Genomic DNA, 20,272 nt, shown 5'->3' with positions numbered 1-20,272 from the left:
GGAATGTCAGTAGTAAACCCTTTTCTCCACCCATAAAAAAAGGGCGTGACCGAAGCCACGCCCTTTTCTCAATTTGTTTTCAACGCGCTTAGAGCGAACGCTGGACGGTTTCGACGCGGAAGCATTCGATAACGTCGTTGGCACGAATGTCTTCGTAGTTTTCGAAGGCCATACCGCATTCCTGACCGACTTGCACTTCCTTGACTTCGTCCTTGAAGCGCTTGAGGGTCTTGAGCTTGCCTTCGTGGATAACCACGTTGTCGCGCAGCAGACGGACGCCAGCACCACGTTCGATGAAGCCTTCGGTGACCTGACAGCCAGCAACCTTGCCGACCTTGGTGATCTGGAACACTTCCTTGATCGAAGCGTAGCCGATGAAGGTTTCGCGACGTTCTGGAGCCAGGAGGCCGCTCATCGCACCCTTCACATCCTCGATGAGGTTGTAAATGATGTTGTAGTAGCGGATTTCGATCGCGTCGCGGTTGGCGAGTTCGTTCGCCTGCTTATTGGCACGGACGTTAAAGCCCATGACAATCGCGTTCGAAGCCTGAGCCAGGGTCACGTCGGACTCGGTGATACCACCAACGCCCGAGTAGATGATCTGAGCCGAAACTTCGTCGGTCGAGAGCTTGTTGAGCGAAGCAACGATCGCTTCGACCGAACCCTGCACGTCGCCCTTGATGATCAGCGGGAACTTGGAGATGCCGTTCGCCTTGAGCTGATTCATCATCTGCTCGAGGCTGGTTGCACCACCACCGGCTGTCTTTTCGCGGATTGCGCGCTGACGGTATTCGGTGACTTCACGAGCACGCGCATCGGTTTCAACAACCGAGAAGCGATCGCCAGCGGACGGAACGCCATTGAAGCCGAGGACTTCAACTGGAACCGAAGGACCGGCTTCCTTAACCTGCTCACCCTTGTCGTTAATCAGGGCGCGAACACGGGCGAACTCGGTGCCAGCAACAACAATGTCGCCAACCTTGAGCGTGCCACGCTGCACGAGAACCGTAGCCACTGGACCGCGACCGCGATCGAGCTTGGCTTCGATAACCTGGCCTTCAGCACGGCCATCACGAGCAACCTTGAGCTCGAGAACTTCAGCCTGCAGGAGGATGGTTTCGAGGAGCTTGTCGAGGCCCAGACCAGTCTTGGCCGAGAGTTCTACGTCGAGGACGTCGCCGCCCATGGTTTCGACGAAGACTTCGTGCTGCAAGAGTTCGGTGCGAACCTTCTGCGGATCAGCCGAAGGCTTATCCATCTTGGTGATCGCAACGATGATCGGAACACCAGCCGCCTTGGCGTGCTTGATGGATTCGATGGTCTGCGGCATGACGGAGTCGTCTGCTGCAACCACGAGGATGGCGATGTCGGTTGCCTGAGCACCACGAGCACGCATAGCGGTGAACGCTTCGTGGCCTGGGGTGTCGAGGAAGGTGATTTTCGCACCGTTCCGTTCAACCTGATACGCACCGATGTGCTGGGTGATGCCACCGGCTTCACCAGACACAACATTGGCATTGCGGATCGCATCGAGAAGTGAAGTCTTACCGTGGTCGACGTGACCCATGATGGTCACAACCGGCGCACGATCGGTCAGATCTTCTGCCTTGTCGTCCGAAGCGATGTCGAACAGGCCTTCTTCAACGTCGGCGTCCGAAACGCGCTTAACGGTGTGGCCGAGTTCAGTTGCGATCAGTTCTGCAGTGTCGGCGTCGATCACGTCGGTGATCTTGACCATCTGACCCTGCTGCATGAGCATCTTGATCACGGTGACCGAACGTTCGGCCATACGGTTTGCAAGTTCTGCAACCGTGATGACTTCTGGAATAACCACTTCACGCTGAAGCTTTGGCGCATCCTGCTGGTTGCGGCCCATCTTCTTGTCGCGACGACGCTTCATAGCGGCCAAAGACGGGCCACGATCACGATCGCTTTCGGTGGTTGCAGTCGAAACAGTCAGACGGCCACGCGAGGCGCCATTGTCCGCCTTACGGGTTGGACGTTCTGGCTGAGCGCGCGAGGCGCGACGTGCGTTCTCGAGTTCTGCTTCAGTGGTCGGACGAGCCTGAGGCGCACCAGCGCGGGTACGACGACCATCAGCTTCGCTTGGCGGCGCTGGTGGGACGTTACCGATTGGGGCCATGCCTGGGGACGGACGCGCGCTCGTTGGACGAGCACCGGTGCCGGCAGGACGGGTGTTCGCACCTGTTGGGCGGGTGTTCGTACCAGCTGGACGGGTGTTGCCACCGGCAGGACGGGTGCCTGTGCCTTCTGGACGGCGGTTGTCGCCGGTTGGACGAGCACCACCTTCTGGACGTTCGTTGCGTGTAGGACGCGCGGACTGACCCGGACGACCAGCAACGACGCGAACGTCGCGTGGGCCTGGATTGCGCTGGCTCGCTGGAACGAAGTCTTCGCGGGCTGGCTTTTCTTCGACGACCGGACGTTCTGCAGCAGCTACGGATGCAGCTTCTTCAGCGCGACGAGCTTCGTCAGCCTGACGGCGTTCTTCTTCCTGGCGTGCAGCTTCTTCGCGGATCTGACGACGACGGTTGTCATCTTCGATACGGCGCGCTTCTTCTGCTGCAAAACGCTCACTATCTTCAGCCTGACGCGCGCCAGCCAGAGCAAGCGCCTTACGGCGTGCTTCTGCTTCCGCAGCCGAAAGGCCTAGCGGTGCGCGGTTCTGCTGCTGGGGGCGGCCACCCTGTGGTCGGCCCGAACCCTGGGGACGGCCACCGCCGCTACCCGTGCCGGTCTGTCCGGCGGGCTTGGGAACCACGCGAGTGCGCTTTTCCACGACTACGGTCGAGCGCGTGGGCGCGCGCGACATCCCGCCGGGGCGATTGCCCAGCCCGGCGCCGCCCTTGAGGGTCAGAGTCTTTTTGGCGCCGGTGTCGTCGGAACGCTTGTCGTCGTTATCAGCCATACTTCCTATCGTCTTTCGTCCTGGTCCGCGGGCAAAAGCTCACCAATGGCAGATGCACTGCCGGTGTCTTCTTGCGTCGGTTGGGCGTTGTAAATGGCGAGACGTCTCGCCTTTGCAAGCGCCGATTGCGCAGCTGCCCCTGTCGTCAGGGCAGCATGTATCACATTTTCCAACCCAAGTGCCAAACCCATTTGATCACTTGAGAGCAATTCGAAGTGCGGCACATCTGGGCCAGAGATGCCCTCGTCGCGCCGCGCATAATTGAGAGCCCGCAAGGACCCTGTCATCTTGTTCCGCCCATCGGGCGCCGCGTCAGTCGCGGTGATGAGCGCCAAGGCCGTTCCATTGTCAAGAACGCCTTTGACTTTAGTCGCTCCGGTCACAAATTGACCGGCCTTTTTCGCCATGCCCAGTGCCGAAAGATAGCGCTGCTCAAGACGCAGTCTGGTGAGTTGTGCCAGATCATCCGGAACGGTTACAGGGGCCTTTAGGCTCCGTGCAAACGCCTTTTTCCGGACAGCTTCTGACACAGCTTCGTGATTGAGCGAGATCCAGACCCCGCGCCCTTCAGCGCGTGCCTCGACATCGGGGACTAGCACCTCATCGGGGCCAACCACGAAACGCACCAGCGCCTCGACCGGCAATTCCTCGCGGGTCAAGGCACAAGTTCTAGTTGTTTCTACGCGCCGGGCCACTGCCAGGTGCTCCCAAGAGGAGGGCGGTCGTTAGACCGCCTCCTCCACAGACTGATCGTCTTCGTCTGCAGGAATTTCGTCTGCACTGATCCAACCAGCACGGATACGAGCCTGCATAATCATGTCTTCGGCTTCTTCGCGAGAAACCGGGAAGTCCTTGAAAGTACCTTCGAAGCGCTTCGTTTCGCCATCCTTGCGTTCGGTCCAGCCGATAAGATCATCCGCTGCACAACCAGCGAAGTCTTCGACCGTCTTAATGTCTTCCTTGCCCAGAGCCACCAACATGGCAGCGTTCAGGCCAGCAATTTCGTATAGCTCGTCTTCGACGCCAAGTTCCTTACGCTCTTCATCGAACTTGCGATCGATTTCAGCGAGGAAGTCAGCAGCACGGGCCTGAATTTCACCAGCGGTTTCTTCATCGAAACCTTCAATGGTGGCGATTTCGCCCGGCTCGATATAGGCCAGTTCTTCAACCGAAGAGAAGCCTTCCGAAGCCAGAAGCTGGGCAACCATTTCGTCAACGTCCAGCGCCTGCATGAACAGGGTCGAGCGTTCAGTGAATTCCTTCTGGCGACGTTCGCTTTCTTCCTGCTCCGTCAGGATGTCGATATCCCAACCAATGAGCTGGCTGGCCAGACGCACGTTCTGACCACGGCGACCGATGGCGAGCGAGAGCTGCTCATCAGGAACCACAACTTCGATGCGCTCGGCCTGTTCATCGAGAACAACCTTGGCAACATCAGCAGGCTGAAGCGCGGAAACGACGAGATCGGCGATGCCGTCGGTCCACGGAATAATGTCGATCTTTTCGCCCTGCAGTTCGGCCACAACAGCCTGAACACGCGAGCCACGCATACCAACGCAAGCGCCGACCGGATCGATCGAGCTGTCGTTCGAGGTAACGGCGATCTTCGCGCGCGAACCTGGGTCACGAGCGATGGAGCGAATGGTGATCACGCCATCATAGATTTCCGGCACTTCTTGCATGAAGAGCTTGGCCATGAACTGCGGATGGGTGCGCGAGAGGAAAATCTGCGGACCACGCTGTTCACGACGCACGTCATAAACATAAGCGCGGACGCGATCGCCGTAGCGGAACATTTCGCGCGGGATCAGTTCGTCACGACGAATGATGGCTTCGCCACGACCGAGGTCGACGATCACATTGCCATATTCAACGCGCTTAACCGAACCGTTGACGATTTCGCCAATACGACCCTGGAATTCTTCGAACATACGATCGCGCTCAGCGTCGCGGACCTTCTGAACAATAACCTGCTTAGCCGACTGAGCGGCGATACGGCCAAATTCCATTGGCGGCAGCGGCTCGGTGAGGAAGTCACCGATGCGCGCTTCAGGCGACTTGGTTTTGGCAAACTTGAGGTCAACCTGGCGCGCTGGTTCTTCAACGAACTCAACGATCTCGAGCAGACGCCACATACGGGTTTCGCCCGAGCGTGGGTTGATCTCAACCTTGATTTCGGTTTCAGCGCCATAACGGCCCTTGGCCGCCTTTTCCATGGCGTCCTGCATGGCTTCGATGACGACCATACGGTCGATCGACTTTTCACGCGCTACAGCGTCGGCGATCTGCAACAGCTCAAGGCGATTCGCACTAACAGCCATTATTTGGACTCCTCAGACATATCGTCGTCATTATCGGCGTCGGCGTATTCAACCGTTTCGGTTTCGTCGTCGTCGATTGGATGCAGCTCTTGCTCAGCGCGAGCCATATCCATGAGCTTGTCGGTCATGACCAGCTTGGCTTCCCCAATGGTTGAGAAGGCAAGCTTGTGATTTGGATCAGTACCGCCCGGCGCATCTGGCAGAGTGATGGTCACGCCATCCGCATCCACCGCAGTGATGTCGCCACGGAAGCGCTTGCGGCCATTGACCATGTCCATCAGCTCGATCTTGGCTTCATGGCCAAGGAAGCGCTCATAATCGCGCTTACGAACGAGGGCCCGGTCGATGCCCGGCGAGGACACTTCCAGATGATATTCGCGTTCGATTGGATCTTCTACGTCGAGAACCGGAGACAGGTCCTTGGACAGATTTTCACAATCGGTAATGTTGAAGCGGCCATTGGCATCTTCAGCCATAATCTGAAGGGTGCAGCCGTTTTCCTGCGTGATTTTCACACGAACCAGCGAGTAGCCGAGGCCATTAGCCACCGGCTCAACGATGCGCGAGATGCGAGCTTCAAGCCCGGTCTCTTTAATGTAGCGCTTTTCGGTCAGATCGAAAGCCATTGGATCCCAAGATAACAAAAAGAGCGGGGGCCTTCCGGCACCCACTCTCAGAAGAGAGCAACGATGTTGGTCTCTATATAGACCCTCAACCCGCCAATGGCAAGCCAAGCGAGAGCCTTCTCATCACACGCGGGTATAGGTGAAATACCAAGAAATCATCCGACCTTCGCGACGCGCCTTCTGTTCATAGCGAGTCGGCTTCCAACCCGCATAAGGAATGTGCCAATCACCGGGCGCGCTGGTTTCAAAGCGGAACTCGGGGCAGCGCACCAGATGCGCCTGCGTCCAATCGGCATAATCTTCAATGTCTGAGGCAAAGAAGAAATTGCCCCCCGGACGAATGACGCGGGAGAGCTGCGCCAAGGTGGTCGGCGACACAAAGCGGCGCTTGTGGTGACGGCTCTTCGGCCACGGATCGGGATAGAGCAGATAAATCGCATCGACGGAGGCGTCGGGCAGGCTCATCAAAAACTTGAGCGCGTCATCGGTGAAGAGGCGTATGTTTTGCAGCTCAGCAGCAGCAATGGCCTGAACCATCTTACCGATACCGCCGGTAAAAACTTCGCAGCCAATAAAGCCGGTTTCTGGCTCTTCGGCGGCCTTGCGCGCCAGATGTTCGCCACCACCATAGCCGATCTCGACCACAATGCGCTTGGCATCGGGATAGATCGAGCGCGGATCAAATTGCTCTTGGAGTTTGATCTCAACCTGCGGCAGCAGATCATCGACCAGCTCAAGCTGCCCACCATGCAATTTCTTGCCAGAACGGCGACCAAAGAAAGCGCGCGGCTCGCCGGTGCGGGTTTTGGGTAGCTCGTGTTCGGTCATGGTCATCTAGAATAAATGAAGGGCCCCTTCGCTTGGTGCAAAAGAGGCACTTGGTCAAGGTTGTGCGCGTAAAGATCAGGCGACTGCGGCCTTGAGAGCCTTCACCAGATCGGTTTTTTCCCAAGAGAAAGAGCCATCGCGGCCGGCCTTACGACCAAAATGGCCGTAAGCAGAGGTGCGCGCATAGATGGGCTTATTGAGATCGAGATGGGTGCGAATGCCCCGCGGGGTCAGATCCATCACCTCAGCCAGAGCGGCTTCGAGCTTGGATTCATCGACTTTTCCGGTGCCATGCAGATCGACATAGATCGAGAGCGGCTTGGCAACGCCAATGGCGTAAGAGAGCTGAATAGTTGCGCGGTCGGCAAGTCCGGCTGCAACCACGTTCTTGGCGAGATAGCGCGCAGCATAAGCGGCCGAGCGATCGACCTTGGTCGGATCCTTGCCAGAAAACGCGCCACCGCCGTGAGGCGCTGCACCACCATAAGTGTCGACAATGATCTTGCGACCGGTCAGGCCCGCGTCGCCATCTGGACCGCCAACGACGAACTTGCCCGTTGGGTTGACGTGCCAAACCGTGTCCGCCGAAATCCAGCCTTCGGGCAGGGCTTCGCGAATATATGGCTCGACGATCTTACGGACGTCAGCGGAGGAGAGCGTTTCATCCAGATGCTGGGTCGAAAGGACGATCTGCGTCACACCAACAGGCTGGCCGTTCTCGTAACGGACAGTCACCTGGCTCTTGGCATCTGGCCCCAGAACCGCAGCAGGACCGGTGCCGGACTTGCGCGCTTCGGTTAGGGTCTCAAGAATCTTGTGGGCGTAATAGATCGGCGCCGGTAGCAATTCAGGGGTTTCGCGCGCGGCATAGCCGAACATGATGCCCTGATCGCCAGCGCCAACATCCTTATTGCCGCTTTCGTCCACGCCCTGCGCAATGTCAGCGGACTGACCATGCAGCAGCACATCGATACGGCAGGTCTTCCAATGGAAGCCGTCCTGCTCATAGCCAATGGCGCGGATCGCCTTGCGGGCAGCAGATTTGAACTTGGACGGGTTCACCATCGGCGCACCGGCAGCATCGTGAACGATATTGCCCTGCTTGTCCTTCTTCAAAAGCGAATCGGGAACGCGCACTTCGCCAGCAATGACGACGCGATTGGTGGTCGCGAGCGTTTCACACGCGATGCGCACCTGCGCCGGATCCATGCCGGTCTTTTTAGCTTCCTTGAACACCAGATCCACAATCTCGTCCGAGATGCGGTCACAGACCTTATCGGGGTGACCTTCAGAAACGGATTCGGAGGTGAAGAGGTAAGACGAGCGTGCCACGCTAAAGTCCCCTAAAGTTCCAGACGCCCGAGGGCGCACACATATTGAGCGTTTTGTGACACTGGCGAAGGGGCGGGTCAAGGAGGATATAAAGAAATCTTGATATGGTTATATCCCAATGCAGCGCATTTCATCTCGCAATTGTCCGCTTCGCCTTTCCATCGACACAGGTCTGTGCCAAGACAGGTGAAATTGAATTGCTGGACATCATTCATGGCCATCCGAGTACACCGCGGCGACCTGCCAAATCTGAACAACTACGGCCGCGAAGTTGCGATCGACACTGAAACAATGGGGCTCAACCCCAGTCGCGACCGCCTTTGCGTGGTGCAGCTTTCGCCGGGCGATGGCAGCGCTGACGTGGTGCAAATCCCGCAAGACGCAACCGAGGCACCGAACCTCGTCAAGCTGCTTGGCGACGCCAATGTGACCAAGATTTTCCACTATGCGCGCTTTGACGTCGCAGTGCTGAAAAACCGGTTTGGCGTGGTCACAGGTCCGATTTACTGTACCAAGATCGCCTCTAAGCTCGTGCGCACCTATACTGACCGCCACGGTCTGAAGGATCTTTCGCGTGAATTGCTCGGTGTCGACATGAGCAAGCAGCAGCAAAGCTCGGACTGGGGCAATACCAAGCTGACCGACGCGCAGCTTGAATATGCAGCTTCTGACGTTCTGCACCTGCACGACCTCAAGCGCCACCTAGACCGAATGCTAGCCCGTGAAGGCCGCACCGAATTGGCGCAGCAATGCTTTGACTTCCTCAAGACCCGCTGCGAGCTCGATCTCCTGGGTTGGGAAGAAACCGACATTTTTGCTCATAGCTAAGAGTACCCCGCTCGATGAGCGATACGACGGCGAGTTCGAGAGCATTTAGAAGGCTGGCGCGGCGCAATCGCTTCGTCGGCCTCTTGCGTGTTTTCGTGCCGATTTTGGGCGTGGTGGTCTTTGCAGCCCTCTGTCTGCAACTCTACATTTCCAGCATCAGCGGGCGGTTTGAGGTCGGCAATATTACTGTCACCCCAGAGGCCGTGGTTGTCGAAGCGCCGGAATATGTGGGCGTCCTGCCGGACGGCTCGCGCTATAGAGTCTCCTCTGAAGGCGCGCGGTCGAGCAATGACCGGCGCGACTTTGTCGACCTCGAAAATGCCCGCCTCGTGATGGACCGCGCCGACGGCGTGCAGTTTATTGCCCAAACCAATGACGCCGAACTCGATACCTTGCGCGAAGTCACTATCGCACGCGGATTAACCGAGGTTTCGGACTCCACCGGTACAGTCGGGACAATCATGAATTCGACCTTTGACTGGCGCACCCAAATCCTGACCAGTGAAGGCCGTGTGGAAATTGATTACGCCGACGGTTCCTCTGTACGAGCCGAAGGTCTTGTTTATGATGCCGAAGCGGCACAGTGGACGTTCTCCCGCTCTGTCGTAACCATCCCCTCCACCCCGGGCGAGGGGCAGTCTGAGACTGAAGAAGGCGAAACACCATGAAACGCTGGTTAGCGATCCCCGCTGTGCTGATACCGCTTTTAGCAGCTAGCCCCGCGCAGGCCCAAAACCCTGTCGAGATCTCCTCGGATGAGTTCGTGATGAACGAAACCGACCGGGAAGCAGTGTTCACCGGCAATGTTGTGGTCAAGCATCCCGTTGTAACCGTCTGGGCGCCCAAGGTTGTGGCGACCTATGGCGATGGCGGCACCAGCGACATCAAAACCTTTGAGGCCACCGGGGGCAATGTGCGCCTGCTGACCAAGGACCAGGATTCAACCGGCGACCGCGCCGTGTTCACCCCGGCCGACCAGCTGATGCGCCTCACCGGCAATGTGAAGGTGAAGAACGCATCCGGCACTGTCGATGCGACCGAATTGGTGGTGAACCTTGAAACCAATGTCTCGACCTTCACCAGTTCTGGCGGCGGCCGCGTGACGGGGGTTTTCACCTCTCAATGAGTGCAGAAACCTCAGCACGTGTCGACCAGACCGGTTGGCTGGTCGCCAATAATTTGGCCAAGAGCTTTGGCAAGCGCGTCGTCGTGCGCGATGTGTCGCTCGCTGTGAGGCGCGGCGAAGCCGTTGGCCTACTTGGCCCGAATGGCGCTGGCAAAACCACCGTTTTCACTATGATCATGGGCCTGGTGAAGCCGGACGCAGGCACCATTGTTATTGATGGTCAAAACATCACCCGCCTGCCGCTTTTTCAGCGCGGGCAGCTGGGGATCGGCTACCTCCCTCAGGAGCCAAGCATTTTTCGCGGGCTGACCGTCACCGGCAATATCATGGCCGTGCTTGAAAACACGGTCAGTGGCAAGGCTGAGCGCAAGCGTCGCCTGGAAGCGCTGCTGAGCGAATTTTCTATTGAACATCTCGCGAAATCTAATGCCCTCGCCCTTTCGGGCGGCGAGCGTCGGCGCGTCGAGATCGCGCGTGCCCTTGCGGCTGACCCTGCCTTTATGCTGCTCGACGAGCCGTTTGCGGGCGTTGACCCCATTGCCGTGGCTGAAGTGAAGGGCCTCGTGCGCCAGCTCACCCAACGTGGCATTGGCGTGCTGATCACCGACCACGCTGTGCGTGAGACCCTTGGCCTCGTCGATCGCGCCTATCTTATCCATGGCGGCAAGGTGATGATCCAAGGCAAGCCAGAGATGATTTCGGCCGATCCAGAAGCACGACGGGTCTATCTGGGCGAAGGTTTCTCCATCTAGCGCGTTCTGGTTAAACTGAATTTCGTCGCCTGAAATATCTGGCACGAAACTTGCCGGACGCCTTATTTTGTTGCATGGTCCCGGCGGGAAGCGGCCTTATCGGCCGGACATTGCAACACGAGACCTCACACGCATGGCGCTTTCGCCACGGCTGGAATTTCGCCAGTCCCAATCGCTAACGCTGACGCCGCAGCTGATGCAGTCCATCAGACTGCTGCAGCTTAGCCATCTTGAGCTCAACGCTTTCGTTGAGACCGAGCTGCTGCGCAATCCGCTGCTGGAGCGTGAAGAGGGGCCGAGCGAAGACAGTGCCGATAGCGAGCCGGTGGAAACGCCGGTTGAGATGAGCGCCTATGAAGACACTGTCGCGCAGGGCGAACGTATTCAAGACGCTGACCAAATCGCCGAGGGCTATGACACTGCGATCGAAAACGTCTTCCCCGATGCTATTCCGCAAGACATTGGCCAGACCTCTGGGCCGGACCGTGGCGGCTCGTTTGATGGCGGCGAAACATCGGACCTCGACCAATATGTCGCCGCTAAGCCGCGCCTGTCCGATCATTTGGAAGCGCAAGCCAATATGGTGCTGCGCACGACAGCCGATCGGCTGATCGCCCAACATCTCATCGATGGGCTGAACGAGGCTGGCTATCTCAGCGTCGAACTCGACAGCATCGCCGAGCTGCTCGGAGCCGACATCGAAGATGTTGAGGCAGTATTGCAGGTGCTGCAGACCTGCGAGCCCATGGGACTGTTCGCGCGTTCGGTGGCCGAGTGTCTGACACTCCAGCTCATCGAGCGGGATAGATTTGACCCGGTGATGCAAAAGCTGATCGAGAACCTGGATTTGCTGGCCGACCATAATATGTCGGCGCTGCTCAAAACCATCGGCTGCGACAAGGAAGATCTGATCGATATGTTGGCCGAGCTCAAGCAGCTCGACCCCAAGCCCGGCCTAGCGTTTGATATCGCGCCAGTGGAGTCTATCGTTCCGGACGTGTTCGTTCGGCCAGGGCCTGATGGCGGGTGGCAGATTGAGCTCAATTCCGAAATCTTGCCGCGCGTACTCGTCAACCGCGTTTATTACGCAACGGTGACCAAGAAGACCCGCGATACGGCCGAGAAGACTTTTCTGATCGACTGCCTGCAAACCGCAAACTGGCTGACCAAGAGCCTAGATCAGCGGGCGCAAACCATTACCAAGGTGGCGACAGAAATCGTTCGTCAGCAAGATGGATTTCTGACCCACGGGGTCTCGCACCTCAAGCCGATGACGCTGAAAATGGTGGCCGAAGCCATTGAAATGCACGAGTCGACCGTGTCGCGCGTGACGGCCCAAAAATATATGGCCACCCCCCGCGGCCTTTATGAGATGAAGTATTTCTTCACCACCGCCATTGCCTCATCGGAGGGCGGGGCCGACCATTCGGCGGAAGCCGTGCGCCATCGGATCAAAAATTTGATCGACGCCGAAGACGCCAAGGCCATTCTCTCTGACGACACCATCGCCGAGATTTTGCGCAAAGAGCAGGGTATCGAATTGGCCAGACGCACTGTGGCCAAATACCGCGAAGGCATGAATATCCCTTCCTCGGTCATTCGCCGTCGTCAAAAGAAGAACCTCGCCGACTAAACTGGTCCCGCGCGCCTGCGCGTCTGACGGCCAAAATCTGTCGAGATTTCAGTCTGATTTGGCGGCTTTCGGCTTGGCTCGACCCGTGGTGGTTAGGGGCTGATGCCGCCGCCGACTAGACCGGGTGAAGTGACTGACAGGGCGCAATTTCTGCGCGTCGCGCTGACACAGAAAAAACCTTGAGCGCTAAGCAAAGTTTTTCGGAACTAAGGGCAAAACGCCCCGTTATTTCAGCGCGAAGCGTAGTCTGACAAAGGAGTGCTGTCACCTCGCTAAACTCCTAAGGAAGCCTAGTTCGTCATGGACTTGGGTTAAGAGCGGGGCTAGCATCCTCTTGTCAGTGCGGTTTCGCGTGCTGACAGACGCAGATCCCGTAAAGCCGGGAAGCGGCTTACGGAACATCTCGTCTGGCCATACGACCGAAAGGAAGAAAGCCATGACCCTACGTGTTTCGGGAAAGAATATGGACGTTGGTGATGCCCTGCGTGGCAAAGCCCAAGATCACGTCGCTCACGTGGTGCGAAAGTACTTCGACGGCGGCTATGACGGCCATCTTACCCTGACGCCCGATGGCATTGGTTTCCATGCCGACTGCGTGGTTCACCTTGATACAGGGGCTACGCTGCAGGTGAGCGGGAAGGCGCAAGACCCGACCGCGACCTATGAAATCGTCGCAAACAATATCGAAAAAAGACTCCGCCGTTATAACCGCAAGCTGCGCTCGCACCGTCGTGCGGAAGCAAATGCCGAGGACGACTTCGTCGCGCAATACACAGTTTTTGGAGGGACAGAGGGTGTTGACGAGCTCGAAGAGGACTATGCTCCGCCGGTGATTGCCGAGACCACGAAAAACCTCAGACAGATGAGCGTAGACGAGGCCGTTATGGAGCTCGACTTTACCGGTCAACAAGTCGTTATGTTCCGCCACGCTGGACATGGCGGTCTGAATGTGGTCTACCGCCGCGCGGACGGCAATATCGGCTGGATTGACCCAGCCCTGAGCGCCAGTTAATGGGCGCCCGCCGACTGTTTTCGCTGATGAGACCCTAAGGCAGACTTATGGAATTGGCCGATATTCTGGCAGAACATGCCGTGCTGACTTGCACGGGTGTGCGCGACAAACGCCATCTGTTTGAGCTCCTTTCCCAAAAGGGCGCCGAGCTTACCGGATTTCCTGCAGAGACCATTCTCGAAGTGCTGATGGCACGAGAAGAGTTGGGTTCGACAGGTTTGGGCAACGGAATTGCTATCCCGCATGGCAAGGTATCCGGACTCCAAGGCGTAACCGCTGTGTTCGCTCGCCTTGATGAGGCGATCGAGTTCGACGCTGTCGACGACCAGCCAGTGGACATTGTTGTGATGCTGCTCGCCCCTGTTGGCGCTGGCGCTGATCACCTCAAGGCCCTCTCACGCGTAGCGCGCATTCTGCGCACCGAAAGCGTGGTCGACCAACTCCGAGCCGAAAACGATGCAGATCGTCTGCACGTGCTGCTGACCGAGCAGTTGGAAGAAGACGCGGCGTAAACCGCTAGGCAAAGATTAAAAAACCCCCGCAGCACGCGCTCCGGGGGTTTTTCTTTGGGCTTTTCAACTCCGCCTAATGCAGAGTTGCGACGCCTATCCGCTGGTCCGACAGCCATTCTGCGACGGCCTCGGTGGTATCAGCCACCATGAGCGGGGTGCCATCAGCAGACATCACCAGGTGATATTCACCAGCGGCGTCGAAATGACCTTCCTCGATGAGCGTCGTCAGCAGCGAACCAGGCACGGCTTTAATATAGGCGACCGCATCACCCCCGAGCGCGGCAAACTGGGCGCGCGTGAGATGCTTAAGCGGGTTCAGTTCATCCGCATGAAGGTCGGAATTGCTTTTGTCCATCATCGGGTCGGCCCTTTCCTTTCCTTGGCTCTCTCCTGGCACGGGCCGGAGGCTCGGCCCTTGGGGAGGAGTGCTCATTTAGAGAGAGCGAATGTTGATAATTCGGGCGATCTTCTGAGCGCGAGGACGCTCAGCAGTGATAACGAGCATACCATGCCCTAAAGTTGCATCGAGGACTTGCATTCCGTCGGCAAGCAGAAAGCTCCGTTGGAATTGGCGGGCCGCAATGCCGCGATGCAGATAGTCACGACCGGGGTCGTCTTTCTGTTTTCCTCGTAGCTGCAGCTGATTGTCTTCAACCTGCACCTCGAGTTCATTTTGCGAGAACCCAGCGACGGCAACCGAGATCAAAAATCGTTCAGCGCCATCTTCGGTCTGAACGCGCTCGATATTATAGGGCGGATAGCCGTCAGCAGCACGCTGAAGGCGATCAATGCGCTCCTCAAAGTTATCAAACCCGAGGAGGAAAGGTGCGGAAAACACCGAAATACGCGACATTTAAGCGTCCTTGAACATCAAGCAACGTCCTGTCGCAGACCCGAACACATATGGCGTCTGCAACGCGCTCAAGATATGGGTATGGCCTAGCCGGGTTCAAGAGCTAAGGAGCATCCATGCCCCATACGGTCGCCATCATTACGCCTGCCTTTCACGCCCAAAGCACGCTGGCGACGACCGCGACAAGCGTACTGAACCAAACACACGGCGACTGGGAACACTGGATCATCGCCGACGACGGCTTCGATTATCGCTCCTACATGTATGAACAGGGCCTAAACGATCCGCGCCAGCGTTTTCTCACCAGCGGCGGCATTGGCCTTGGCGCTTCGGTGACGCGCAATGTGGCACTCGAAACGATTACCGCGCCCTATGCCGCAATTTTGGATGCGGACGATCGGCTAAAGCCCACAAAACTTGAGAAAGCTGTGTCAGCGCTCAAGGATTTTGCCATTGTCACCACCGCGCTTGATGTCATGGACATGAGTTTTGCCCACCTGCGCTTTGTCGGCGTTGGCGAGAACCGCGCGCTGACGCCGGGCGAACACAAATGGGTGAGCCTTTCGATGGACTCAATGGTGGTGTGGGACCGAGCCAAAGCTGATGGGCGGTTTGAGACCGGCATGAGCAATATGACCGACTTGGAGTTTTTGCTGCAGCTCTACCGGACGGCGCCACAAAGCTACCATTTGGGCGAGCCGCTGCATGATTATATCAAGCGCGAAGGCTCGATGAGCAATTCCACCAATGTGACTGAAGGGATGATCCGCTCCAAGCGCGAGATCCTGAGGAGATTGGAAAGTGGCTATTATGGGCTATCGCAAAGCGATGTGGACGGCGTCGCTGCCTTCCTAACCGTTTCGATAGCGGCCGAGGCCGAATTCGGCGATGCCCTCGCGGCACAGCCGGGCCTGCTCTTTGAAGATCACCTTGAGCCGCGCCTCAAGGCTTCTCAGCAAGCAGAATAGAGAGAATATCATTATGGATTTCGACCCAGTCGCTTTCGCTGATGGGGTAAAAATCCATGCCGCGCAGCAGGAGCGCGCCTTCGCTGGCAAAGAGCGCGAGGCGCGCTTTTCGACCTGACGGGGTCGAGAGGTCCAGCTTGTGCAGGAGTTGTTCGTAATACTCCAGCGCCCCTTTCCGATATTGCGGCGACCGCATGAAATTGGTCACGAGCGCAACCGAGCGCTCGTTCAGGCTCTGTCCGGCGTCGCGACTGGCGATGGTGTGGGCGCGAACGCGGTTTTCGCTTGTATCTTCCATCTCAGCCATGCGCGCGTTGGCGATCTCGTCCATTGCGGCAAAGACGCGCGTGAACATGGCGTCGATCAAACCATCCTTATTGGTGAACGCGTAAAGCACCCCGCCTTTGCTGACCCCAGCTTCGGCGGCAACCGCTTCGATTGTCAGCTGCCCAGCGCCATCGCGAAACACCACGCGCTCGGCGGCATCGAGCAAGGCACCACGATCAATTGTTTGTTTTCTACCCACTTTTCTCTCTTTTCAATCCGTCCGGACGGATATAAATAGCCAATCTTTGGCGGCGACGCTAGGCCGCAATGACTCAAAAAGAGGTGTACGATGCCGAAGACTCATAACAGATGGCTGGTGCTGATCGCAGTTCTGGTTGCCTTTGTGCCGATCGTCATCGACATGACCATCTTGCACATCGCTGTGCCGTCTTTGACCTTGGCACTGGGCGCGAGTGGCACCGAAATCCTCTGGATCATCGACATTTACCCCCTGATCATGGCCGGTCTTTTGGTGCCAATGGGTACTCTGGCCGACAGGGTGGGGCATAAGCGGATGTTGCTCACCGGGCTCGCCATATTTTTGGTCGCCTCGGTGATTGCCGCTTTCGCTCCCACCGCCAGCGTTTTGATCGGCGCGCGACTGGTGCTCGCGATCGGCGCCTCCATGGTGATGCCCAATATTCTGGCCATTATTCGCCAGACGTTTGACGATGCGAATGAACGCGCCATGGCTTTGGGCCTCTGGGGCACGATCGGCGGGGCAGGCGCGGCTTTCGGTCCGCTGGTGGGCGGTTTCCTGCTTGAGCACTTCTGGTGGGGCTCGGTGTTTTTGATCAATGTGCCGGTAATGGCCATTGTCTGGCCGCTCGCCTATTTCGTCGTCCCGAAGCGCAAGCCAGAAGGCACGGCCGAGTGGAAATTCGGACAGGCACTGGCCCTTATTCTTGGCCTGATTGCCACCGTTTACGCTCTCAAATCTGGCTTTAAGCCCGGCAGTTCAGTCATCACCAGCCTCTCCATTGCGGCCATCGGGCTGGCACTGATCGTCTGGTTTGTGCGCCAGCAATTGCGCTCGGCAACGCCCATGCTCGATATGAGCCTCCTGCAAACACCCGCTATTGTCGCGGGCGTGGTCATGGCACTGGTCGTGACCGGCGCGCTGGCTGGAGTGGAACTCACTATCGCGCAGGAATTGCAGTTTGTGGTTGGCCGTAGCCCGCTTCAAGCCGGTCTCTTCATGATGCCGCTCGTCGTCGCCTCGGCGATTGGCGGACCTGTGGCAGGCTATCTGGTCAAATACGTCGGGCTAAAGTGGCTCGCACCGGCGTCGTTGTTGATTGCGGCCCTGGCGCTGAGCGTCTTGGGTGTCAGCGATTTCCACCACCCCGGCGTAACGGTTTACCTGATGATGGCAATGCTTGGACTGGCCCTCAGCATCGGCCTTACAGCATCCTCGATCGCCATTATGTCGAATGCGCCGGCCGACAAAGCCGGAGCGGCGGGCTCACTAGAAGGCACGGGCTATGAGCTGGGCGCAGGCTTGGGCATTTCGCTCTTTGGCGTCTTGCTCACCAATATCTACGCCACAAACCTACGTGTGCCTGAGGGTCTTGCGGCACTCGTGCCTGCCAATGCCAAGGATTCGATTGGGGAGACCATGTTGGCTGCCCAAGGCCTAGGCGATCAGGCAGGGCTTTTGGAACAGGCGGCGCGTCTGGCTTTTTCCAGTGCTCACCAAACGGTTCTCCTCAGCGCTGCAACAATCGTGGCACTCTTGGCCATTGGCGTGGGCTTCGCCCTGCGGAACTACAGCGCGCCTGAGCAGAGCGGGCACTAGGCAGTCCAGCTTTGACATATCTCTTAGCGGCACGCGCGTGCCGCTAAGCTACTGCCATAACCACATTTATGGCAGTACCATGCAAGATTCATTAAGATATGAGCTCTACCTAGTCCGCTAACGTTGGGACTTCCCTAGGCTAGGTCTATGAATCTGCACCGCTTATCTCTGTCAGCGCGTATCTATCTCGCTTTTAGCATCCTGATCGTGCTGATGGGTGGCCTTCTTGCACTGTGCTTGGTTGGCAGCCAGACATTAACCGCGGCATTTGCAGACCGTAGCCTGGTGGCGCAGCAGACCGATGAAGTTCGCACGCGATCTGAACATCTGGCGGATGCGCGCCTTGCCTTTAGCCAATACCGCGTCCGACCATCGAGCGCGACTGAGGCGCCTTTGCGCGAAGCGCTGGCGCGCTTGCCCGAAGAAGACGTGGCCGTGTTCATTGAGAACGTTGAATCCATCATCGCTCTCGATACGAACCTCATCTCCCAAAGTGAGATGGTGCGCGCGCAAAACCTGACCCTGATGGATCAGGCCGAAGAGCTGGTCAAAGGCTTGTCGCAGCTCGATGGGCTGTCCGTTGCCGTAACGGCAAACGGCGCAGCGGTGCAGCGTGGTGTTCTAATGCTGCGCATTGAAACAGAAGATCTGTTGAGCGGGGAACCGGGCGCGCTGGACCACGCCATGACCGCGCACTCCGAAACCACCAAAGCGCTCAACATGCTGCGCTACAGCATTTATGGCTCGCCTTTGGATGACCTCGCCAAAACCATTCTGGGTGAACTCAACCTAGTCCTTTCAGAACTCACCACTATGGCGGAGATCCAACAAGCCAGTGCCGAGTTTGAGCGCTCTGTCGCTGCTGCCGACGCAGCGCTGTTGCAGTCGTATAATTCCACGCTTGAACAAAGCGCCGCCGAAGAGGCGCGGATCGAACAGCAGGTTGGTGAGCAGAGCGGTCAGATCACCCTTTTGGCCTCGCTTGCAGGTGGCCTCGCGTTGATCATCGGCGTGATCTTTAGCCTACTGACGGCGCGTTGGCTGGCGAAGGAAATCGGGGCCATCGCCGAGCGGATGGACCGCCTCTCGAGCGGCGAGTTTGACCTCACGATTGACAATACGGAGCGCACCGACGCGCTTGGCAGCATCGCCCGCGCGCTCGAAGTGTTCGGGAAGAACGGCCAGACCCTGCAGGCATCGCGCCAGCGCGAGCAGGAAGAGCAACGTGAGGCGCAGCTTGCTGCGCAGCGCTGGAGCACGCTCAAGGCGGACCTCGGCTATGTTGTCGATGCGGCGCTTGATGGGGATTTCTCGGCGCGTCTCAGCAATGGTTATGGCAGCGATGATCTCGACGCCTTGGCACGCAGCGTTAACGCGCTGATGGAAACGGTGGCGCAAGGCGTGCAGACGAACGCCAATGTGCTGGCCAATCTTGCTGCTGCGCGTTTGGATCACCGCGTTGAAGGCGAGTTCCGTGGCGTCTTCCAGAAGCTGCAGAACGACACCAATGCTTTGGCAGAGTCTCTGTCTGGCACGATGGAACAGCTCTCTGACGCTTCCCAGGCCCTCCGTCGCGCCACCCGCGAGATTTTGAGCGGGACCGACAATCTGGCTGAACGCACTCATCGTCAGGCTGGCGTTTTGGAAACCACCGTGCGCGCCGTTGAACACCTGGCAAGCCAGCTGGATGAAACCGCCGAACTGGCCCATAAGGCCGCCAATAGCGCCAAGGAATCGGCCGAATTGGCCTATAATGGCAATTCGGCAATGTCGCGCCTGCTGCAGGCAATGACCGACATCCGCAGCTCCTCTGATCAGATTTCCTCGATTACGGGCATGATCGAAGACATTGCCTTCCAGACCAATCTCTTGGCGCTCAACGCTTCGGTGGAAGCTGCGCGCGCTGGCGATGCGGGCAAGGGTTTTGCTGTGGTCGCCGTAGAAGTGCGCCGTCTGGCTCAATCGGCAGCCAATGCCTCGCAGGACATTAAGGCGCTGACCTCAAAATCCTCAACCGTTGTTGCGGGCGGCACCAAGATCGCGCAGGAAGCAGCAGAAGTGCTATCGGCCATCCACACCGTGGTCGGTCGCTCAAGCTCTGAAATGGAACAGATTGCGGCCTCGGCCCAGTCCCAATCGCAGTCTATTGTTTCGATCGCACAATCCATGCGCGAAATGGATAGCGACATGCACCAGAATGCTGCGCTGGTTGAAGAATCGCACGCCTCGATCGACCAAACGCGTGCGCAGGCCGAAGCGCTCGACGAAATCGTTACTCGCTTTACACAAGGCGAACACGATAGCCAGGAGGAGGCGGCTTAAGGCCTTGCGTTTCGTGCGCAGGACGCCTATTAAGCCCCATCTCCGGATCGCCCGGCCAAAAGGCATGCCGTGGCGGTTCTTGAATGCGATGGGCCAAAATCCATC

General features: G+C 57.9%; 19 protein-coding genes. 10 read left to right on the top strand and 9 right to left on the bottom strand.

The annotated features are described in order from the left end of the window. Positions 1–88: 88 nt before the first annotated feature. The 6 genes from infB to metK all read right to left on the bottom strand — a co-directional run bounded on the left by infB (position 89) and on the right by metK (position 8,036). A complete protein-coding gene (gene infB, locus H4N61_RS17995) occupies positions 89–2,929 on the bottom strand; it encodes a translation initiation factor IF-2 (RefSeq protein WP_169194327.1) in 2,841 nt (946 codons plus the stop codon). 5 nt (positions 2,930–2,934) lie between these two features. Continuing rightward, the gene (locus tag H4N61_RS17990; RefSeq protein WP_282567605.1) at positions 2,935–3,624 is read right to left on the bottom strand and encodes an RNA-binding protein; all 690 of its coding nucleotides are present in this window, start codon (positions 3,622–3,624) and stop codon (positions 2,935–2,937) included. Positions 3,625–3,654: 30 nt separating this feature from the next. Beyond that, positions 3,655–5,250 carry a transcription termination factor NusA gene (gene nusA, locus H4N61_RS17985; protein ID WP_182394619.1) on the bottom strand — a complete coding sequence of 532 codons (1,596 nt, stop codon included), beginning with the start codon at positions 5,248–5,250 and terminating at the stop codon, positions 3,655–3,657. Further along, on the bottom strand, positions 5,250–5,876 hold the full coding sequence (gene rimP, locus H4N61_RS17980) for a ribosome maturation factor RimP (protein WP_169194330.1): 627 nt from the start codon (positions 5,874–5,876) through the stop codon (positions 5,250–5,252). The genes nusA and rimP overlap by 1 nt, the downstream gene beginning before the upstream one ends. Before the next feature lie 123 nt (positions 5,877–5,999). Further along, the gene (gene trmB, locus H4N61_RS17975) at positions 6,000–6,704 is read right to left on the bottom strand and encodes a tRNA (guanosine(46)-N7)-methyltransferase TrmB (protein ID WP_169194331.1); all 705 of its coding nucleotides are present in this window, start codon (positions 6,702–6,704) and stop codon (positions 6,000–6,002) included. A gap of 75 nt (positions 6,705–6,779) precedes the next feature. After that, on the bottom strand, positions 6,780–8,036 hold the full coding sequence (metK, locus tag H4N61_RS17970) for a methionine adenosyltransferase (protein WP_182394618.1): 1,257 nt from the start codon (positions 8,034–8,036) through the stop codon (positions 6,780–6,782). Between the two features lie 213 nt (positions 8,037–8,249). Between metK and H4N61_RS17965 the strand changes: the two genes are divergently transcribed. From H4N61_RS17965 to H4N61_RS17935, 7 genes are all read left to right on the top strand, one after another. Then, positions 8,250–8,864, top strand: a complete 615-nt coding sequence (locus H4N61_RS17965; protein ID WP_169194333.1) for a ribonuclease H-like domain-containing protein — start codon at positions 8,250–8,252, stop codon at positions 8,862–8,864. A gap of 14 nt (positions 8,865–8,878) precedes the next feature. After that, positions 8,879–9,532, top strand: a complete 654-nt coding sequence (locus tag H4N61_RS17960) for a hypothetical protein (RefSeq protein ID WP_182394617.1) — start codon at positions 8,879–8,881, stop codon at positions 9,530–9,532. Continuing rightward, positions 9,529–9,990, top strand: coding sequence for an LptA/OstA family protein (locus H4N61_RS17955; protein WP_169194335.1), 462 nt, complete (start codon positions 9,529–9,531; stop codon positions 9,988–9,990). Before H4N61_RS17960 ends, H4N61_RS17955 begins: the two co-directional genes overlap by 4 nt. Further along, entirely contained in the window at positions 9,987–10,742 is a 756-nt protein-coding gene (gene lptB, locus H4N61_RS17950) for an LPS export ABC transporter ATP-binding protein (RefSeq protein WP_169194336.1), read from the top strand. The genes H4N61_RS17955 and lptB overlap by 4 nt, the downstream gene beginning before the upstream one ends. Before the next feature lie 133 nt (positions 10,743–10,875). Further along, positions 10,876–12,375, top strand: a complete 1,500-nt coding sequence (rpoN, locus tag H4N61_RS17945) for an RNA polymerase factor sigma-54 (RefSeq protein ID WP_182394616.1) — start codon at positions 10,876–10,878, stop codon at positions 12,373–12,375. Between the two features lie 436 nt (positions 12,376–12,811). Next, positions 12,812–13,387: an HPF/RaiA family ribosome-associated protein gene (locus tag H4N61_RS17940; protein WP_169194338.1), complete on the top strand. Its 576-nt coding sequence runs from the start codon at positions 12,812–12,814 to the stop codon at positions 13,385–13,387. 47 nt (positions 13,388–13,434) lie between these two features. Then, positions 13,435–13,899 carry a PTS sugar transporter subunit IIA gene (locus tag H4N61_RS17935; protein ID WP_169194339.1) on the top strand — a complete coding sequence of 155 codons (465 nt, stop codon included), beginning with the start codon at positions 13,435–13,437 and terminating at the stop codon, positions 13,897–13,899. A gap of 73 nt (positions 13,900–13,972) precedes the next feature. On the opposite strand, the gene H4N61_RS17930 is transcribed toward H4N61_RS17935, so the two are convergent. Further along, entirely contained in the window at positions 13,973–14,257 is a 285-nt protein-coding gene (locus H4N61_RS17930) for a DUF1150 family protein (RefSeq protein ID WP_169194340.1), read from the bottom strand. Positions 14,258–14,332: 75 nt separating this feature from the next. Continuing rightward, a complete protein-coding gene (locus tag H4N61_RS17925) occupies positions 14,333–14,752 on the bottom strand; it encodes an Hsp20 family protein (RefSeq protein WP_169194341.1) in 420 nt (139 codons plus the stop codon). A 116-nt stretch (positions 14,753–14,868) separates the two neighbouring features. On the opposite strand from H4N61_RS17925, the gene H4N61_RS17920 reads away from it, so the two are divergent. Then, positions 14,869–15,720, top strand: a complete 852-nt coding sequence (locus H4N61_RS17920) for a glycosyltransferase family 2 protein (protein WP_182394615.1) — start codon at positions 14,869–14,871, stop codon at positions 15,718–15,720. Here the strand turns inward: H4N61_RS17920 and H4N61_RS17915 are convergent. Further along, complete coding sequence (locus H4N61_RS17915; RefSeq protein WP_169194343.1) at positions 15,695–16,246, bottom strand: TetR/AcrR family transcriptional regulator; 552 nt, start codon at positions 16,244–16,246, stop codon at positions 15,695–15,697. The two genes, H4N61_RS17920 and H4N61_RS17915, sit on opposite strands and share 26 nt — an antisense overlap. A gap of 90 nt (positions 16,247–16,336) precedes the next feature. On the opposite strand from H4N61_RS17915, the gene H4N61_RS17910 reads away from it, so the two are divergent. Together H4N61_RS17910 and H4N61_RS17905 are read left to right on the top strand one after the other, a co-directional pair. Beyond that, entirely contained in the window at positions 16,337–17,845 is a 1,509-nt protein-coding gene (locus H4N61_RS17910; protein ID WP_182394614.1) for an MFS transporter, read from the top strand. 147 nt (positions 17,846–17,992) lie between these two features. Continuing rightward, positions 17,993–20,167, top strand: a complete 2,175-nt coding sequence (locus H4N61_RS17905) for a methyl-accepting chemotaxis protein (protein WP_169194345.1) — start codon at positions 17,993–17,995, stop codon at positions 20,165–20,167. The last annotated feature ends 105 nt before the right edge of the window (positions 20,168–20,272 follow it).

The organism is Devosia sp. MC521 (assembly GCF_014127105.1).
In the GTDB taxonomy this organism is placed as follows: Bacteria; Pseudomonadota; Alphaproteobacteria; order Rhizobiales; family Devosiaceae; genus Devosia.
This window is presented reverse-complemented; position numbering and strand designations above follow the sequence as displayed.

Coding starts and splice junctions, on each gene's coding strand:
- H4N61_RS17935 (WP_169194339.1), top strand. CDS start 13,435: ATGGAATTGGCCGATATTCTGGCAGAACATGCCGTGCTGACTTGCACG.
- infB (WP_169194327.1), bottom strand. CDS start 2,929: ATGGCTGATAACGACGACAAGCGTTCCGACGACACCGGCGCCAAAAAG.
- H4N61_RS17925 (WP_169194341.1), bottom strand. CDS start 14,752: ATGTCGCGTATTTCGGTGTTTTCCGCACCTTTCCTCCTCGGGTTTGAT.
- H4N61_RS17920 (WP_182394615.1), top strand. CDS start 14,869: ATGCCCCATACGGTCGCCATCATTACGCCTGCCTTTCACGCCCAAAGC.
- trmB (WP_169194331.1), bottom strand. CDS start 6,704: ATGACCGAACACGAGCTACCCAAAACCCGCACCGGCGAGCCGCGCGCT.
- lptB (WP_169194336.1), top strand. CDS start 9,987: ATGAGTGCAGAAACCTCAGCACGTGTCGACCAGACCGGTTGGCTGGTC.
- H4N61_RS17955 (WP_169194335.1), top strand. CDS start 9,529: ATGAAACGCTGGTTAGCGATCCCCGCTGTGCTGATACCGCTTTTAGCA.
- H4N61_RS17940 (WP_169194338.1), top strand. CDS start 12,812: ATGACCCTACGTGTTTCGGGAAAGAATATGGACGTTGGTGATGCCCTG.
- H4N61_RS17910 (WP_182394614.1), top strand. CDS start 16,337: ATGCCGAAGACTCATAACAGATGGCTGGTGCTGATCGCAGTTCTGGTT.
- rimP (WP_169194330.1), bottom strand. CDS start 5,876: ATGGCTTTCGATCTGACCGAAAAGCGCTACATTAAAGAGACCGGGCTT.
- H4N61_RS17930 (WP_169194340.1), bottom strand. CDS start 14,257: ATGATGGACAAAAGCAATTCCGACCTTCATGCGGATGAACTGAACCCG.
- H4N61_RS17905 (WP_169194345.1), top strand. CDS start 17,993: ATGAATCTGCACCGCTTATCTCTGTCAGCGCGTATCTATCTCGCTTTT.
- H4N61_RS17960 (WP_182394617.1), top strand. CDS start 8,879: ATGAGCGATACGACGGCGAGTTCGAGAGCATTTAGAAGGCTGGCGCGG.
- nusA (WP_182394619.1), bottom strand. CDS start 5,250: ATGGCTGTTAGTGCGAATCGCCTTGAGCTGTTGCAGATCGCCGACGCT.
- H4N61_RS17965 (WP_169194333.1), top strand. CDS start 8,250: ATGGCCATCCGAGTACACCGCGGCGACCTGCCAAATCTGAACAACTAC.
- rpoN (WP_182394616.1), top strand. CDS start 10,876: ATGGCGCTTTCGCCACGGCTGGAATTTCGCCAGTCCCAATCGCTAACG.